The sequence below is a fragment of the Kribbella sp. NPDC023972 genome (genome assembly GCF_040639075.1).
Lineage (GTDB): Bacteria > Actinomycetota > Actinomycetes > Propionibacteriales > Kribbellaceae > Kribbella.
On sequence record NZ_JBEZZH010000004.1, the window covers coordinates 26,646 to 42,664 of the forward strand.

Annotated in this window: 15 protein-coding genes; 4 read left to right on the forward strand and 11 right to left on the reverse strand. The window is 69.0% G+C overall.

Translation table 11 applies throughout. The features are described 5' to 3' along the window. Position 1 precedes the first annotated feature (1 nt). From AB0F43_RS17120 to AB0F43_RS17155, 8 genes are read right to left on the reverse strand one after another with little or no spacing between them, the layout of a single operon-like run. Positions 2-1,093, reverse strand: coding sequence for a DegT/DnrJ/EryC1/StrS family aminotransferase (locus AB0F43_RS17120; RefSeq protein WP_360478788.1), 1,092 nt, complete (start codon positions 1,091-1,093; stop codon positions 2-4). Beyond that, entirely contained in the window at positions 1,090-1,725 is a 636-nt protein-coding gene (locus AB0F43_RS17125; RefSeq protein WP_360478791.1) for an acyltransferase, read from the reverse strand. Before AB0F43_RS17125 ends, AB0F43_RS17120 begins: the two co-directional genes overlap by 4 nt. Then, positions 1,698-2,885, reverse strand: coding sequence for a hypothetical protein (locus AB0F43_RS17130; RefSeq protein ID WP_360476889.1), 1,188 nt, complete (start codon positions 2,883-2,885; stop codon positions 1,698-1,700). The genes AB0F43_RS17125 and AB0F43_RS17130 overlap by 28 nt, the downstream gene beginning before the upstream one ends. A gap of 4 nt (positions 2,886-2,889) precedes the next feature. After that, positions 2,890-3,666 carry a hypothetical protein gene (locus tag AB0F43_RS17135; protein ID WP_360476892.1) on the reverse strand — a complete coding sequence of 259 codons (777 nt, stop codon included), beginning with the start codon at positions 3,664-3,666 and terminating at the stop codon, positions 2,890-2,892. Continuing rightward, positions 3,663-4,985: a glycosyltransferase gene (locus AB0F43_RS17140; protein WP_360476895.1), complete on the reverse strand. Its 1,323-nt coding sequence runs from the start codon at positions 4,983-4,985 to the stop codon at positions 3,663-3,665. The genes AB0F43_RS17135 and AB0F43_RS17140 overlap by 4 nt, the downstream gene beginning before the upstream one ends. 20 nt (positions 4,986-5,005) lie before the next feature. Then, positions 5,006-6,118, reverse strand: a complete 1,113-nt coding sequence (locus tag AB0F43_RS17145; protein ID WP_360476898.1) for a glycosyltransferase family 4 protein — start codon at positions 6,116-6,118, stop codon at positions 5,006-5,008. A gap of 2 nt (positions 6,119-6,120) precedes the next feature. Continuing rightward, positions 6,121-6,939 carry an ABC transporter ATP-binding protein gene (locus AB0F43_RS17150; protein ID WP_360476901.1) on the reverse strand — a complete coding sequence of 273 codons (819 nt, stop codon included), beginning with the start codon at positions 6,937-6,939 and terminating at the stop codon, positions 6,121-6,123. Continuing rightward, positions 6,926-7,792 (reverse strand): ABC transporter permease, encoded by an 867-nt coding sequence (locus AB0F43_RS17155; RefSeq protein ID WP_360476904.1) that lies wholly within the window; start codon positions 7,790-7,792, stop codon positions 6,926-6,928. The genes AB0F43_RS17150 and AB0F43_RS17155 overlap by 14 nt, the downstream gene beginning before the upstream one ends. Before the next feature lie 1,148 nt (positions 7,793-8,940). Between AB0F43_RS17155 and AB0F43_RS17160 the strand changes: the two genes are divergently transcribed. Next, complete coding sequence (locus AB0F43_RS17160) at positions 8,941-9,930, forward strand: helix-turn-helix domain-containing protein (RefSeq protein WP_360476907.1); 990 nt, start codon at positions 8,941-8,943, stop codon at positions 9,928-9,930. 65 nt (positions 9,931-9,995) lie between these two features. Here the strand turns inward: AB0F43_RS17160 and AB0F43_RS17165 are convergent, their stop codons facing one another. Both AB0F43_RS17165 and AB0F43_RS17170 read right to left on the reverse strand, forming a co-directional pair. Further along, on the reverse strand, positions 9,996-11,105 hold the full coding sequence (locus AB0F43_RS17165; RefSeq protein WP_360476910.1) for an aspartate-semialdehyde dehydrogenase: 1,110 nt from the start codon (positions 11,103-11,105) through the stop codon (positions 9,996-9,998). Then, entirely contained in the window at positions 11,102-12,370 is a 1,269-nt protein-coding gene (locus tag AB0F43_RS17170) for an aspartate kinase (RefSeq protein ID WP_360476913.1), read from the reverse strand. Before AB0F43_RS17170 ends, AB0F43_RS17165 begins: the two co-directional genes overlap by 4 nt. Positions 12,371-12,611: 241 nt before the next feature. Between AB0F43_RS17170 and AB0F43_RS17175 the strand changes: the two genes are divergently transcribed. Then, positions 12,612-12,944, forward strand: coding sequence for a metalloregulator ArsR/SmtB family transcription factor (locus AB0F43_RS17175; RefSeq protein WP_360476916.1), 333 nt, complete (start codon positions 12,612-12,614; stop codon positions 12,942-12,944). Positions 12,945-13,022: 78 nt separating this feature from the next. Beyond that, complete coding sequence (locus tag AB0F43_RS17180) at positions 13,023-13,640, forward strand: dihydrofolate reductase family protein (protein WP_360476919.1); 618 nt, start codon at positions 13,023-13,025, stop codon at positions 13,638-13,640. Here the strand turns inward: AB0F43_RS17180 and AB0F43_RS17185 are convergent. Further along, positions 13,526-14,734: an MFS transporter gene (locus tag AB0F43_RS17185; protein ID WP_360476922.1), complete on the reverse strand. Its 1,209-nt coding sequence runs from the start codon at positions 14,732-14,734 to the stop codon at positions 13,526-13,528. The genes AB0F43_RS17180 and AB0F43_RS17185 overlap by 115 nt on opposite strands. 80 nt (positions 14,735-14,814) lie before the next feature. On the opposite strand from AB0F43_RS17185, the gene dinB reads away from it, so the two are divergent. Beyond that, a complete protein-coding gene (dinB, locus tag AB0F43_RS17190; protein ID WP_360476925.1) occupies positions 14,815-16,014 on the forward strand; it encodes a DNA polymerase IV in 1,200 nt (399 codons plus the stop codon). Positions 16,015-16,019: the final 5 nt, after the last annotated feature.

A 16,019-nucleotide genomic window follows, 5' to 3' on the forward strand; every position in this document is an offset into this window, starting at 1 on the left:
CTCACGCACCAGCCTTCGCCACGGTGTTCACTGCGGACACGATCCGGTTCAGGTCTTCCTCGGACAGCGAGGGGTGGACCGGCAGCGAGAGCACCTCGGCCGCGGCCTTCTCGGTCTCCGCCAGGTCCAGCTCGCGCTTGAACGAGGGCAGCCGGTGGTTCGGGATCGGGTAGTACACGCCGCAGCCGACGCCGTACTCGTTGCGCAGCGCGTCGGCGAAACCGTCGCGGTCCTCGGTCACCCGGATCGTGTACTGGTGGTACACGTGGGTCGCCTCGGCGGCCACCGCGGGGACGGCGACACCCTGCAGGTTCGCGTCCAGGAAGGCCGCGTTCTCCTGCCGCTGCTTGGTCCAGCCGGCCAGCTTGGTCAGCTGCACCCGGCCGATCGCGGCGTGCAGGTCGGTCATCCGGTTGTTCAGGCCGACCAGCTCGTTCTCGTACTGCTTGAGCATGCCCTGGTTGCGCAGCAAGCGCATCCGACGCTCGATGTCGGCGTTGGCGACCGAGTTCATACCGCCCTCACCCGAGGTCATGTTCTTCGTCGGGTAGAGGCTGAACATGGCGAACTCGCCGAAGGTGCCGACCGGCGCGCCGTTCCAGGTCGCGCCGTGCGCCTGCGCGGCGTCCTCGTAGATCTGGATGCCGTGCTTGTCGGCGATCGCCTGCAGCGCGGTCATGTTCGCCGGGTGACCGAACAGGTGCACCGGCATGACGGCCTTGGTCTTCTCGGTGATCGCGGCCTCGACCGCGGCCGGGTCCAGGCAGAAGTACGTCGACTCGATGTCGGCGAACACCGGGGTGGCGCCGGTCAGCGCGACGCTGTTCGCGGTCGCGGCGAAGGTGAAGGACGGGACGATGACCTCGTCACCCGGTCCGACGCCCGCGGCCAGCAGGCCGAGGTGGAGACCCGACGTGCCCGAGTTCGTCGCGACGCACGCACGGCCGGAGACCAGCGCTGCGCCGAACTCCTGCTCGAACGCCGCCACCTCGGGGCCCTGGGCCAGCATCCCGGACTGCATGACCCGGTCGACGGCCTCGCGCTCCTCCTTCCCGATGATCGGCTTCGCGGCCGGAATCGGCTGCACCATCAGTTCTCCTCCATGTCTTCACCGGCCGGCCGCAGCCGCCCGTCGGTTTCGATGTACATCTCACCCGTGTTCGGGCACTTCCACTCGCCGCCGCCGGTGTCGAGCAGCGGAACGCCGGCCTTGCCGACCCACTTGAGCCGACGGGCCGGTACGCCGGCGACCAGCGCGAAGTCTGGCACGTCCTTGGTCACCACCGCACCCGCGGCGACGGTGGCCCAGCGGCCGATGGTGACCGGCGCCACGCAGACGCTGCGCGCACCGAGCGAGCAGCCCTCCTTCAGGGTCACCCCGACCGGCTCCCAGTCGTGGCCGCTCTTCGGCGTACCGTCCGGGTTGACCGCCCGCGGGAAGTAGTCGTTGGTGAGCACCACGGCCGGGCCGATGAACACGCCGTCCTCGAGCGACGCGGGCTCGTAGACGAGGGCGTAGTTCTGGATCTTGCAGTTGTTGCCCATCCGGACCCCGGTCCCGACATAGGCACCGCGACCGACGATGCAGTTCTCCCCCAGGACCGCGTTCTCGCGGATCTGGGCCAGGTGCCAGACCGACGAACCGTCGCCGATCTGGGCGCTGTCGTCGACGTCGGCGGATGGCGCGATGCGGGACGTCACAGGATCTCCTTCGAAGTGAGCCAGCTGGTGAGTGCTTCGGCCGAGCGGCGTCCGTCGTGCAGCTCCGCCACGAAGCCGGGGCCGGCGGCCGCCCGCTCGGCGGCGGCGTCACGATCGGCGAGCAATGCGGCGATCACCTCACCCAGAGTGTCGGGGTCAGCCTCCATGATCGGCACCTCTCGCCCAGTCAGGGTACGCACCCGGTGGCGCACACCGTCACCGACGTATGACACGACGATCCGCCCAGCGGCGAGGGCTTCGGCCGCCGCCACGCCGTACAGGCCGATTCTGAGCTGGTCTACAACGATGTCAGCGTCGCCGATCACGCTCGGCATCCGGTTGTGCGGTACGCCGGTGATTCGCCGATACTCCAGTACCCCGGCGTCATGTAGCTCGGTCAGCACGGCGTCGATCCGGTCGGTGCCCTTGAGCTGCGCGTTCGACGGAACGTGTACGACCACCGGACGCTCACCGGTGAACAACGGACGGGCTGCCTGCTGCCACGGCGCCGGGTCGATCGCGACCGGCAACCACTGTGCGTCAGGTACGTCGTCCAGCAGATCGACCGTGGAGACGAAGACCGGCAGGCCGAGGCCCTCGACCAGTTCGGCGTGCCGGCGGGCCTGCTTCTCCAGGCGCTCGGTCAGGTCGTCACCCGGGGTGAACGGCGACCAGCGCTCGCGCTTCGCGTGCCGGCTGGGCAGGCGGATGTCCGAGCCGTGGAACAGCAGACCGACGTTGACACCGGCCGCCCGCAGCGCGGCGATGTCGGCCGACGCGTCCGGGAAGCCGCGCGCACCGAAGATCGGGCGCAGCGACTCCACCAGGACGTGGGTGTAGGAACCGGCGATGTACTGCTCCTGCGCGCGCTGCCAGCGGGGCTGGCCGAACCACGCGAGCGGGACGCCGTAGTCGGTGGTGAACTGGAACTGCCCCTTGCGGTGCAGGGCGAACGAGACGGCGCTGACCCCTGGGACCTGCTGGGCGGCCTGCGCCCACGCGTAGCCCTGACCGGCCGAGTTGGTCGGCCCGACCAGCATCCGCACCGGGGTCGTCGCCACCGGCGGGAACGCCGGCAGTTGCGCGTACGAGTACCGCAAGCCGCGCAGACGCCGCCGAACCGCTCCCGCGGTCCGGGCGAGTGGCGCCGGCAGGTGCTCGCGGATCGAACGCGACACCGTCATCGAATCACCCATTACCTGCCGGTGCCTTCAGCATGTCCAGCTCACGACGGGCGGCCGGGATACCGAGCACCACCGGGGTGCTCGCCTTCCGCTGACCAAGATTCCAGCCGGCCCAGATCGCACCGGCATCCAGCGCGACAACCACATCCGCCTTCCCGATCGTGGTCATCACGTCGCGACGGGTCAGGATCCGGCCCCAGTAGGTCTTGCCGAGATCCTTGCTGGCCCGGTTCCCGCGCAGGAACTTCACCGGCGCGGACGTCTTGATTGCCTTCGGCAACATCCGCCCGGCGATCTTCTTCCCCTTCCGCGCCCGCCACTGCACAGCCTTGACGACCCGCTTGGCACCAGTGGGCCGCGGCTTCGCCGCAGCAGCAGGCGGGGTGGTGGAAGTGGCTTGCGCCTGAGCGCCCTCCCCGGCGGGAGCGGCGGAGGTGGCAGCTGCCTCTCCCGCCGCATCGGCAGGGACCTCAGCCGCAGCGGGCGGTACTTCGGTCTCAGCGACGACCGCCTCCGGCTCCGCGACGGCCTCCGGTGCGATGACCGCGTCGGGAGCTTCTTCCGTGGGGTCGGCCGCGGCCGGCTCCGGCGGTGGGGCGACGGGCATGCGGCCGGGGCCGATCAACGTGAAGCTGTTGACCTTGTCCGCGACGGGGCCGGCCGGGGCGACCCAGCCGACGACGTCGAGAGTCACGTCGGGGTCACCCAGGTCCTCGCGGACGGTGTCGAAGTACGCCGGGGGCAGCCGGCGCGTGCTCAGCAGTACGACGTTCTTGCTCACGCCCGAACTCCCTTCACCGAGGCGGCCAGCGACTCGATCCGCGGATCCAGCTGCAGATCCCGCCGGTACGACGCACCGAACTCCCGCGCCTTGGCCCGGATCCCCTCGTCGGCCGTCCGGGCCGCGTGCGCCGCCTCGGTCAGCGCGGCCGCGATCGCCTCCGGCGTCACCTCCGCGACCGGGAACCACAACGGATGCCCACGCAGTACGTCGGACGCCGCGTTCTCCGGGTCGTGCACCGACACGATCGGCAACCCGGTCGCGAGGTACTCGAACACCTTGCCGCTGGTCACGTACCGTCCCTTGCCGAGCATCAGCAGCTGGACGTCGAACTCGTCGTACGCCTTGGCGATCTCGGCCTTGCCGACCGGGCCCTCGTAGCTGACCCCGTCGTCCTTGGCGTTGTTGATCGTGGCCAGCATGTCGGCCCGCGGCTGGGCGTAGTACCCGAGGTAGCCGTGGATCTTGGCCTTGGCGCCGGCCAGCTCCTCCGACGACGAGCGGGCGATCTGCCAGCCCTCGACGAACTCGGCGAGCGGCACCTTCGGCGACACGGTGCCGACGTACCCGAACACCAGCGGGCGGTCGGTCACCGGACCGCGGTCGTGGGTGTCCGGCACCAGGTCCGGGTCGAAACCGTTGGCGACGGTGTGCATCTTGGCGGCGTGGGCCGGGTAGAGCTTCTCGTGCCAGTCCTTGATCGGGTCGTTCACGAACCAGACCTCGCGCGCGGACTCGACCAGCTTCTTCTCCCACTTGGCCGCGCGGCTGTTCGGCTCGTGCAGCCGGTCACCGGTGAAGACGTCCAGCAGCCACGCGTCGCGGTAGTCCATCACGTACGGCACGCTGTGCTTCTTGTGCAGGTGGTACGCCGCGGTGAACGCGACGTGCGGGTTCGCGGTGGCGACGGTCAGGTCGACCTTGTTCGCCTGGTGGATCCGCTCGGCGGCCTTCTCGATGACCGAGCGCCACGGGCCGTACCCGGTCTCCGGGAACGGGATCTGGTCCTGCTTGGTCCGCCACTTGCTCCACAGCTTCGGGTTCGCGGCGCGGCGCTTGGACCACTTGCGCAGGTCCGCCTCCAGGATCGGCCACTCGAACGGCACCCGGACGACCTCGACCGACGGGTCGATCCGCTCCTCCAGGGTCAGGTCGGCACCGGTGAACCGGTGGAAGGTCTCACGTTCGGCCGTCAGCACGGTCACCTTCCAGCCGAGCGCGGCGAACCGGTTGGCCGTGGCCAGGGCCCGGTAGACACCGCCGCCCCGGCAGGGCGGGAAGCCCCAGGCGACGTACAGCAGATGTGGGCGGTCGGTCATGCCCTTCCTCTCAGGCAAGTTCAGCCTCTTAGCAAGTCGAGAATCGCGTCGGCCAGTTCGTCGTACGGCGTGGTCGTGGGCAGGTGGCCGGCCGCCCACTGAAGCGCGTGGTCGCGCAGTTTCTCCAGCTCGCCGGGATCCGCGGACCAGCGCCGCAGCGTCTCGGCCGCCTCCGTCACCGAGTCCACCAGGACTCCGCCACCGGACTCCTCGATCACCCTGGTCTGCCGGGGCAGCCGGGTGGACAGAACGGGAAGACCGCTGGCGAGGTACTCGTAGATCTTGGACGGCATCGCTTCCACGAAGGCCGGAGTCGGCTGCAGCATGGCCAGGCTGGCCCAGGCGCCCTGGGTGAGCCGCCACGCGTCAGCCGGTGGCTGGCGGCCGTGGAGGCGGACCCGCCCGGCCAGGTCGGGCTGCCCGATCCGGGCTTCGAGCTGGTCCCGGTCCGACGGTGCGACCGGGCCGATCAGGTCGAGGGACCAGTCCGTCGCGGCGGCGACGGTCTCGACCATGTCGAACAGGCCGCGACTGGCCCGCAGGTCCCCGACGTACACGGCCCGCGGCGGACCCGACGGCGGCGCCGGGGCCAGGAACGGCTGGTAGGGGAAGTTCTGGACGACCAGCCGCCGCTTCGCTTCCTGCGGGGCGAGGTGCGAGTCCGCGACCACGGTCAGGTCGGCGCCGGCGGCCAGCTTGGAGCTGGCCCGGACGATCAAGCGGGCCGGCAGACCGGCCGGCCCCTTCGCCCAGGCCCGGTCGGCGAGCAGCCGGCCGTAGTCCTCGTGGACGTCGGCGACCATCTTGCGGCGGCGCAGGGTGGTGACGAGGCGGGTGACCGGGATCATGTCCGGGTCGACCGTCATCACCACCTTCGCGTTGGTCCGCCACGGCAGCACCGCGGTCCGGGCCAGCCGCTGGACCAGGTTGCCCCGCGGACCGGCGTGGACGGCCGCGCCGGCCGGGCCACCCTCGGCCTCACCCAGGCCCCAGAGCTCGACGCTCAGGTTTCGGTGCTGCAGGGCCGCGGTGATCTTGTGCAGGCGCGCGTCGGCCACGTCGTGACCGGTCGTGATGATCCCCACGTCCGGTGCCGTACTGCGTGACCCGGCATTGGACCCTGCATCGGACATGGTCAGAGGTCCTCGAGGGAGACGGATTCCTTTTCACCGACCTGGAGGAACTTGGTGTACGCCGCGATCACCTCGTCGGGCTCGCCGCGCATCATCACCTTGCCCTTGTGCAACCAGATGCAGTCGTTGCACATCTCCCGGACGCTGCTCATCGCATGGCTGACCAGGAACATGGTCCGGCTGTTGGTGACCAGGTCCTTCATCTTGGCCGCGGCCTTGGTCTTGAACGACGCGTCACCGGCGGACAGCGCCTCGTCGATCAGCAGGATGTCCGGGTCCATGTGGACGGCGACCGAGAACGCCAGCCGGCTGAACATGCCGGACGAGTACGTCCGCATCGGCATCTCCATGAAGTCACCGAGCTCGGCGAACTCGGCGATCTCCTCGTACCGGGCCTGGATCTCCTTGCGGCTCAGCCCAGCGGCCAGGCCACCCAGTACGACGTTCTCCCGGCCGGACAGCGCCGCGTTGAAACCGACACCGAGGGACAGCAGGGTGGAGACCCGGCCGTGCACCTCGATCCGGCCCGACGTCGGCGGCAGGATGCCGGCGATCGCGCGCATCAGCGTCGACTTGCCGGCGCCGTTGGCGCCGATGATGCCGATGGTGGTGCCGTGATCGACGTCGAAGGACACGTTCTGGACGGCCTTGACCTCGCGGACCGCCCGCTCGCCACGGCCGAAGCGGACCAGCGCGCTCTTGAAGGTCGGCACCCGCTCGAACGTGGTCCGGTAGGTGATGGACACGTCCTGCACCTTGACGGCCGGCATACCCGACGTGCTCTTCTGCATGGCCTTCTTCTCTGCCTCAGAGACGGACAACGAACTCACGCTCCCTCGACATGAAGAACAACGACCCCACCACGAAGGCGAGCAGCGCCCAGAACCCCGCGCCGAGCCACATCATGTGGTTCGGCATGTCGCCGCGGACCAGCAGGTCGGTCCACCCGCCGATGAGCGAGTAGAGCGGGTTGTACTGGATGAAGCCCTTGAACTTGGCCGGGGCCTGCTCGGCGAACCAGAGCACCGGGGACAGGTAGAGCCAGATCCGGACGAAGTACGGCAGGAAGCTGGTGGTGTCGCGGAAGTACACCTGCAGGGCGGCGAAGATCATGCCCATGCCGGCAGCGAAGACCGTCAGCATGATCAGGAACGCCGGCGCCAGCAGCATCTTCCAACTCAGCGGCTGACGCATCAGCAGGTGAATGGCGAGGTACACGACCAGGGTCGGCAGGAAGCGGAAGAACGCCGTCCGCACCGCCGACAGCGGCAGCAGCATCCGCGGGAACGACTGGTTCATCAGCAGCTTGCCGCCGCCGACCACACTGGCCGCGCCCGCGGTCATCGCGCCGGAAAAGTAGTAGAAGGCGAACAGGCCGCCACACATGTGGGCGAACCGCTCCGCGGCGTCGACCTTCGTGCTACCGCCGGCGATGATGTCGACCAGCAGGTAGTAGACCGCCGCCAGCAGCAGCGGATTCAGGACCAGCCACACCTGACCGAAGAAGGTGTTGGTGTTTGCCGCCCGGATGTTCGTCCGGGACATCTCGGCCGCGAACTCCCGGCGCTGCCACAGCGCCTTGAAGTAGGGACGCAGCGCCGGCAGGCCGACCTTGTGTGGTTCGTACACATGCACCGACGGGTTGAACTCCTCGTCGACGCTAGTCGCGTTCATTCAGGCGACGCCTCTCTTTGCCCGGTATCCGACTGGGGCTCGGCGGCTGCCGCCCGGTACGACGGCGGGCCACGCAGACCGGGAAGCAGAGTAGCGGATCGGCGTCAATGCCGACGACACAGTGGTCCTCCATAGTGAGCAACGACGTACACACGGCTACCAAACGTCGCGCCCTGCCCCGAAGGGCCGACTTCCGGCTCCGCCGTGGGTCGTCCTTCGCCGATCGTTATCTGGAATATACATTTGACAGCTCTCCACGGCCAAAACGCCTGCCAGAGCACGAAACTCCGCTGGTTTCAGCGCTGGCGGGAGCGCCGTTCGAACAACAGCGATCAAGGTGAAATCGCGGTCAATTCAGTGGTACGACGCCCAGCGCGAGGCGGAAGTTGGCGCCCAGGGGGTGACATGTCCCACCGGCACTGTGAAGCCGGGGGGCTCTGATCACTGCTGTGACCGGTGGGGCCCCAGGGGGTGCTTCCTGGCCGGGGCGAGCCGGGCCGGGGACACCAGGTCCCCGCACCCCATGGACAGCCTCACCATCCACGGAGCTCCGCTCAGCACCTCCCGGGGCCCGGGCCGCGTCCGCGAGGACACGGCCCTCACCGATGATCCGGGGGCCTGTCCGCCATGGGCGGAAGCGGACCGGGCACGCGCCGGATCGGCCGGCACGATGACCAGGGCGGCGGTCATCGCACTGGGGACGGCAGCGCCGAAGCGAGCGGCGGTGTGCGGCGGAACCGGTCGCATCGGGCTCTCCTCCTCATCGGCCTCACGATGGAGATGCACACTTTGTATACCCTCCGGCACAGCCGGTGATGGCACGGAAGTGCGAGGGCACCGATGCGCCGGGATCGAGACCCAACCGCAACGGCCTCCGCTGACGCGACAGCGAACTCAGGCCAGAATTGGAACAGCAGCCCGGCGGCGCTCAGGTGGTCCGTCGCCGGGCTGCTGGACCTCAATTCTCGCTCACGACTGCGCGGAAATGGTGGCCAGATGGTGACACGGCACAAGAATGCTGACAGGACAACAAATATCGCTGGATGCATACACCTCGACACGGACAGTGCAGACTGCACTGGACTTACCGCCCTACCCTGGAGGGGCGGTAGCGGACAGTGACCGCACTCGGAGGGGAGGGGAGGGTTGTGAGCACAACCGATACGGAGCGTGCCGATCACCTGCGCGTGCTCGGGCTCAACGACGACGAGATTAAGGTCTACCAGCACCTGCTGCGGACCGGCCCGGCGTCGATCACCGAACTGGACGAGGCGGTCCCCGACCGGGACGCCAGTATCGACACGACCCTCGGCGGACTGGTGCAGGCCGGCCTGGCCCGCCGCTCCGGCTCGGACCACTCCCGTTTCCTGCCAGTGCCACCGGACGCCGGTCTCGAGGCGATGACACTGCGCCGCGAGTCCGAGCTGAAACAGGCCCGGATCGAGGTCCTGAACGCGTACGACGAGTTCCGCCGGACCGTGCACAACGAGTCCACCACGCACCTGATCGAGGTCGTCACCGGGACCGCGATCGTCGAGCGCATCCGCCAGATCAAGGGCGGTGCGCAGCGCGAGATCCTCGCCATCGACTCCCCGCCGTACTACATCGGCGGCCCGAACCAGGAGGAGATCGAGCACCTCAAGCGCGGCGTCTCCTACCGGGTGGTGTACTCACCGGAGTCGGTCGAGGTGCCGGGTTACCTGACCGAGAACATCCTGCCCTGTGTGGAGGCCGGTGAGCAGGCCCGGGTGCTGCCCGACGTACCGGCGAAGCTGACCATCATCGACGGCTCGATCGCGTTCGTGTCGATGTCGGTGCGCGACACCGATGTGAACCGGTCGCTGCTGATCATCCGGCCGAGCAGCCTGCTGACCGCGTTGATCGGCATGTTCGAGCTGTGCTGGCGCAACGCGCTGCCGCTGCACGCCTCGGTCGGCACCGAGGACGACCGGCTGGAGCCGATCGAGCGCCGGCTGCTCGCACTGCTCGCGACCGGCGCCGCGGACGACACCATCGCTCGCACGCTGGGGATCAGCCGCCGTACCTTCTTCCGCTACCTCGAACGCCTGATGAACCGCACCGGCGCCAGCACCCGCTTCCAGCTGGCCCTGCACGCGGCCCGGGAGAACTGGCTGTAGTCAGCAGTTGCCTGAGACAACAAAGGGCTCCTGGCAGGTGCCAGAAGCCCTTTGTTTCAACACTTTCAGGAAGCCGTCGCGGCGGCGAACTCCTTGGCCACGACCTCGGCGATCTGGGCCGTGTTCAGGGCAGCGCCCTTGCGCAGGTTGTCGCCGCAGACGAACAGCTCGAGCGCGTTCGGGTCGTCCAGCGACTTGCGGATCCGGCCGACCCAGGTCGGGTCGGTGCCGACCACGTCGGCCGGTGTCGGGAACTCGCCCTCGGCCGGGTTGTCGAACAGCAGCACACCGGGCGCGTCCCGCAGTACCTCCCGCGCCTCGTCGGCGTCCACCTCATGGGCGAACCGGGCGTGCACCGACAGCGAGTGGGTGGTGATCACCGGCACCCGGACACAGGTCGCGGACACCTTCAGGTCGGGCAGGCCGAGGATCTTGCGCGACTCGTTGCGGACCTTCAGCTCCTCCGACGACCAGCCCTCGTCCTTCAGCGAGCCGGCCCACGGTACGACGTTCAGCGCCAGCGGAGCCGGGAACGGGCCGAGCGCGTTGCCGATCACCCGCCGTACGTCGCCCGGCGTCGTGCCGAGATCCCGGTTGCCGGCCACCTTCATCAGCTGGTCGTACAGCGCGTCGATCCCGTCCTGACCGGCCCCGGAGGCGGCCTGGTACGACGCGACCACCAGCTGCTCGAGCTCGTAGCGGTGGTGCAGCGCACCCATTGCCACGATCATCGACAGCGTCGTGCAGTTGGGGTTGGAGATGATGCCCTTCGGCCGGTTCCGGGCCGCCTCGGCGTTCACCTCGGGCACCACCAGCGGAACGTCCGGGTCCATCCGGAAGGCGCCGGAGTTGTCCACCACGACGGCGCCCCGGGCGGCCGCGATCGGCGCCCAGTGCGCGGACACCTCGTCCGGTACGTCGAACATCGCCACGTCGATCCCGTCGAAGGCCGCCTCGCTGATCGCGACGACCTCGACCTCCTCGCCGCGGACCTTGAGCCTCTTGCCCGCGGAGCGCTCGGACGCGATCAGCCGGATCTCTCCCCAGACGTTCTCCCGGGTGGAGAGCAGGGCCAGCATCACCGTCCCGACGGCGCCGGTCGCCCCGACCACCGCCAGCGAGGGCAGGCCCGCCCGATCCTCGGTCTCGTTGTCCAAAGCGCTCACAGGGGTCACCGTCCAGTTCCTCCGTACACGACAGCCTGGGTCTGCTCGTCGTCCAGGTCGAATGCGGTGTGCGCCGCGGTCACGGCGGCGTCCACCAGGTTCTCGTCCACGACCACCGAGATCCGGATCTCCGAGGTGGAGATCATCTCGATGTTCACGCCGGCGTCGGCGAGCGCGGAGAAGAATTTCGCGGACACGCCCGGGTGCGAGCGCATTCCGACACCGACCACCGAGACCTTGCCGATCTGGTCGTCGTACAGCAACTGCTCGTAGCCGACCTCGTCCTTCGTCCGGGCCAGCGCGGACATCGCCCGGGCGCCGTCGGCGCGGGGCAGCGTGAAGGAGATGTCGGTGCGGTTGGTGGCGACCGCCGACACGTTCTGCACGATCATGTCGATATTGGTCTCGGCGCCGGCGACCGTCTCGAAGATCCGGGCCGCCTCACCGGGCTTGTCCGGTACGCCGACGACGGTGATCTTGGCCTCGTTGCGGTCCTGGACCACGCCGGAGATGATCGCCTGTTCCATCTGATTCAGTTCCTTCGCATCGACGACCCAGGTGCCTTCCTTCTGCGAGAAGGAGGAGCGCACATGGACGGGGACGTTGTAACGCCGCGCGTACTCGACGCAGCGCAGGTGCAGCACCTTGGCGCCGCAGGCGGCCATCTCGAGCATCTCCTCGTAGGAGATCATCGGGATGTGCTTCGCGGCCGGCACGATCCGCGGGTCCGCGGTGAAGATGCCGTCCACGTCGGTGTAGATCTCGCAGTAGTCCGCCTCCAGCGCGGCGGCCAGCGCGACCGCGGTGGTGTCGGAGGCGCCGCGGCCCATCGTGGTGATGTCCTTCGTGTCCTGGGCGACGCCCTGGAACCCGGCCACGATCGCGATGTGACCCTCGCCCAGCGCCTCCTCGATCCGGCCCGGCGTGATGTCGATGATGCGCGCGTTGCCGTGCGCGGAGGTGGTGATGACACCGGCCTGCGAGCCGGTGAACGAGCGGGCCTCGTACCCCAGGTTCGCGATCGCCATCGCCAGCAGGGCGGCCGAGATCCGCTCACCCGAGGTGAGCAGCATGTCCAGCTCGCGCGGCGGCGGCAAGGGGGAGACCTGCTGGGCCAGGTCCATCAGTTCGTCGGTGGTGTCGCCCATGGCGGAAATGACCACCACGACGTCGTTCCCGGCCTTCTTCGTCGCGACGATCCGTTGGGCCACGCGCTTGATGCAATCGGCGTCAGCGACCGAAGAACCGCCGTACTTGTGCACGACGCGTCCCACAGCTGTGTCTCCTCAAACCACTGGTTGCGGTACGCCGTGCGGCGTTGCACCAGGCGTAGTCTCGGGCCTCATTCTAGCCGTGACTCGTTCGTTGCCTACCCGCTGACCAGCAGCCGGGCCGCCCGTCCGGCTGAATCCGGCGGCGCCGGAAGGTTCCACGGCGACACCGCGGACCGGCCGGAAGCCGTCCGGCCGCCACCACCCCTTGTTCATATAAGTCATCACTGAAATACTTCCGTCCGTGCACGCGTTCGACGTCCTCGGCGATCCGGTCCGGCGCCGGATCCTCGAGTTGCTGGCCGACGGCGAGTTGCCGGCCGGCAGTATCGCCACGGCGATCGGCGACGAGTTCGGCATCAGCCAGCCGGCCGTCTCCCAGCACCTCAAGGTGCTGCGCGAGAACGGCTTCGCCACCGTCACCGTGGCGGGCACCCGGCGGCTGTACGCCGTCGCCCCCGGACCGCTGCGTGAGATCGACAGCTGGCTGGACCGCTACCGCAAGTTCTGGATCAACCGCCTCGACGCCCTGGAGACCGAGCTCCACCGCGACCGCCGGAAGATTTCCGCCGACTGAGCTTCGCCGACTTCTGGCCTGAAACATTCGTGCCGCGGACTGCATCTGGGTTGGTAAGGAGACCCAGAGGAGCAGTGCATGCGCAACATCGTCGCCAGGCTGCGGATGTCTGAGGACGGCATCGTGGACCGGCCCGAGTACTGGCTGCCCGAGTACGCCGGGGCGCTCGACCGGTTGATGACCGGCGCGGAGACGGTGCTCCTCGGACGGACCACGTTCGAGCAGTACGCCGCCTCGGTCGCGAGGTACCACGATGCCGTCGTACCGCTCGATCGGGTTCGCAAGCTGGTGATCGCGTCCCGGCCGGTGATCGCGCGCCCGCACACCGAAGTCTTGCAAGGTGACCCGCACCGGGTGCTGCGAGCGTTGAAGCACGTGCCGGGTGCTGACCTCCACGTCGTCGGCAGCGTCACGCTGGTCCGGTCGCTGCTGCGGTGGCGGCTGATCGACGAGGTGTCGCTGCTGATCCATCCGGTCCAGGCCGGCTTCGGTACTCCACTGTTCGAGGACCGGCGCTCGCTGCGGCTGATCTCGATGTGCGCGGGCGGTTCCGGCGTACTGGAGGCCAGCTACCGGGTGGACTACGCCGCGGCCGCGACTTCCTCCAGGTCGGCGTCGGCCGGTCGGTGGGGCGGGACGTGGAGCACCGACAGCGTCGCCACCAGCGCGAGTACGGCCATCAGGACCCACGCGTAGCGGACGCCGAGGCTCTCGACCACCGTGCCGGCGACCGCGGACCCGACGGCGGAGCCGATCATGCCGCCGCTGAGCATCCAGCCGAAGATCTCGGTCCGCGCCGAGGCCGGCGTCATCACGCCCAGCCGTTCGTAGATCGCGCCGACCGTCGGCGCGATCAGGCAGCCGGCCGCGAACAGCATCACGGCGAGCGCGACCACGGATGAGGTGGCGAAGACGCAGCCGGTGACGAGCACCGTCATCGCCAGCATCCGGCGCCAGACGTACGAGTCGCGCCGGCCGGGCAGCGCACCGCCGACGAGACCGCCGATCAGGCTGCCGAGCGCGGCGACCATCTCCAGTACGCCGGCGATCAGCCGGTTGCCGTGCTCGTCGGCGAACGCGACGATGCCGAGCGACATCGACGCGAAACCCGTGACCATACAAGCGAAAGCGATGAGCAGCCCGAGCCGGTGGCGGTGGAACACCAACTGCCGGGCGGTCGGCCGGGGCTCGTCGGTCTTCTCGTGGAGGGTGGCCGGCCGCTGCTTGAGACCGAACCACCAGATGGCCGCGGCGGCTGTCACAGCGCACGCCAGCAGACCCGCTCGCGGACTCGCGAAGCTGACCACTATCGCCCCGAGCATCGGGCCGACGACGAACAGCAACTCCTGCGCGGTCGCATCCAGCGCATAGATCGCCCGCAGTCGCGCACCCTGGACCAGCCGCGGCCAGCTCGCTCTGAGCGCCGATGTGACCGGCGCGACGAACACACCGGCCAGGGCAGCCGCAACCGGCAGCACCCGGAACCAGCTGTAGGGCAGCAGCGCGACGACCGCCATCAGGACACCCCACGCCATCCCGGTGCCGATCACGACCCAGCGGGCGCCTCTCCGGTCCGCCAGGCGCGACCACACCACACTGGCGATCGCCATGCCGACGGAGTAGGCGCCGGCCACCACACCCGCCCAGCCGAAGTTGCCGGCGGCATCCTTGGCCAGGAACGACAGCGGGACCATCGTCGCCATCACCGGCAGCCGCGCGATCAGGGCCGACGCCAGCAGGGCCATCACACCGTGGGTCTTCCAGAGATCGCGGTACGCCGTCAGGTCCATGGACCGCATTCTGTCCTGACAAACCGGTTCGCCGCCTCAGGATTTCTCCCTATCCCGACCGTCCGCGAGTATGCGAACATATGTTCGTGTCGAACGGTACGGCGAGCATCCTGCATGCCGACCTGGACGCGTTCTACGCGTCGGTCGAGCAGCGGGACGACCCGCGCCTGCGCGGCCGGCCGGTGATCGTCGGCGGCGGCGTGGTCCTCGCCTGCAGCTACGAGGCCAAGGCGTACGGCGTCCGCACCGCGATGAACGGCGCACAGGCGCTGCGCCGCTGTCCCGGCGCGATCGTGGTCGAGCCCCGGATGTCGGCGTACTCCGAAGCCAGCAAAGCGGTGTTTCGCGTCTTCGAGAACACCACCCCGATGGTGGAAGGGCTGTCGATCGACGAGGCGTTCCTCGACGTCGGCGGCCTGCGGAAGATCTCCGGGAGGCCGCTGGAGATCGCTCGCCGGTTGCGGGCCGACGTGCTGTCGCAGGTGGGGCTGCCGATCACGGTCGGGGTGGCGCGGACGAAGTTCCTGGCGAAGGTGGCCAGCGGCGTGGCGAAGCCGAACGGCCTGCTGGAGGTGCAGCCGGAGCGCGAGCTGGAGTTCTTGCATCCGCTGGACGTCGAGCGGCTCTGGGGTGTGGGTGAGGTGACCGCGGAGAAGCTGCGCAGCCGCGGGCTCACCAAGGTCGGCGATGTCGCGATGCTGCCCGAGGCCGCGCTGGTGTCGATGCTCGGAAGGGCGTCCGGACGGCATCTGCACGCGCTGGCGCACAACCGCGATCCACGACCGATAGAGGTGGGCCGGCGACGCCGTTCGATCGGATCACAACGGGCGCTGGGCCGCTCACCCAAGTCGCCGGCGACGCTGGACGCCGTGCTCGCCGGGCTGGTCGACCGGGTGACGCGACGGATGCGGACCGCGGGACGGGCCGGGCGGACGGTCACCCTACGACTGCGATTCGACGACTTCAGCCGCGCGACCCGGTCGCACACGTTGCCCCAGGCAACGGATCAGACGCGGGCGATCCTGCTCACCGCACGGGCGCTGCTGTCCTCGGCCCGGCCACTGATCGCGACCCAGGGCATCACCATGATCGGCATCTCGGTCGGCAACCTGGAGAACGAAGCCGCCCTCCAACTGGCCCTCCCCTTCGACAAGGCAGCGAACGACGAACTCGACTCAGCCCTCGACCAGGTCAAGGACAAGTTCGGCACCAACGCCATCACCCGAGGCATCCTCCTCGGCCGCGACCAGGGCCTGACGGTGCCGATGCTGCCGGACTAGCGGTT

Bases quoted from the DNA above. Each gene is read 5' to 3' on its own strand.
- AB0F43_RS17130 (WP_360476889.1), bottom strand. From the start codon at position 2,885: ATGACGGTGTCGCGTTCGATCCGCGAGCACCTGCCGGCGCCACTCGCC.
- AB0F43_RS17140 (WP_360476895.1), bottom strand. From the start codon at position 4,985: ATGACCGACCGCCCACATCTGCTGTACGTCGCCTGGGGCTTCCCGCCC.
- AB0F43_RS17145 (WP_360476898.1), bottom strand. From the start codon at position 6,118: ATGTCCGATGCAGGGTCCAATGCCGGGTCACGCAGTACGGCACCGGAC.
- AB0F43_RS17155 (WP_360476904.1), bottom strand. From the start codon at position 7,792: ATGAACGCGACTAGCGTCGACGAGGAGTTCAACCCGTCGGTGCATGTG.
- AB0F43_RS17180 (WP_360476919.1), top strand. From the start codon at position 13,023: ATGCGCAACATCGTCGCCAGGCTGCGGATGTCTGAGGACGGCATCGTG.
- AB0F43_RS17185 (WP_360476922.1), bottom strand. From the start codon at position 14,734: ATGGACCTGACGGCGTACCGCGATCTCTGGAAGACCCACGGTGTGATG.
- dinB (WP_360476925.1), top strand. From the start codon at position 14,815: ATGTTCGTGTCGAACGGTACGGCGAGCATCCTGCATGCCGACCTGGAC.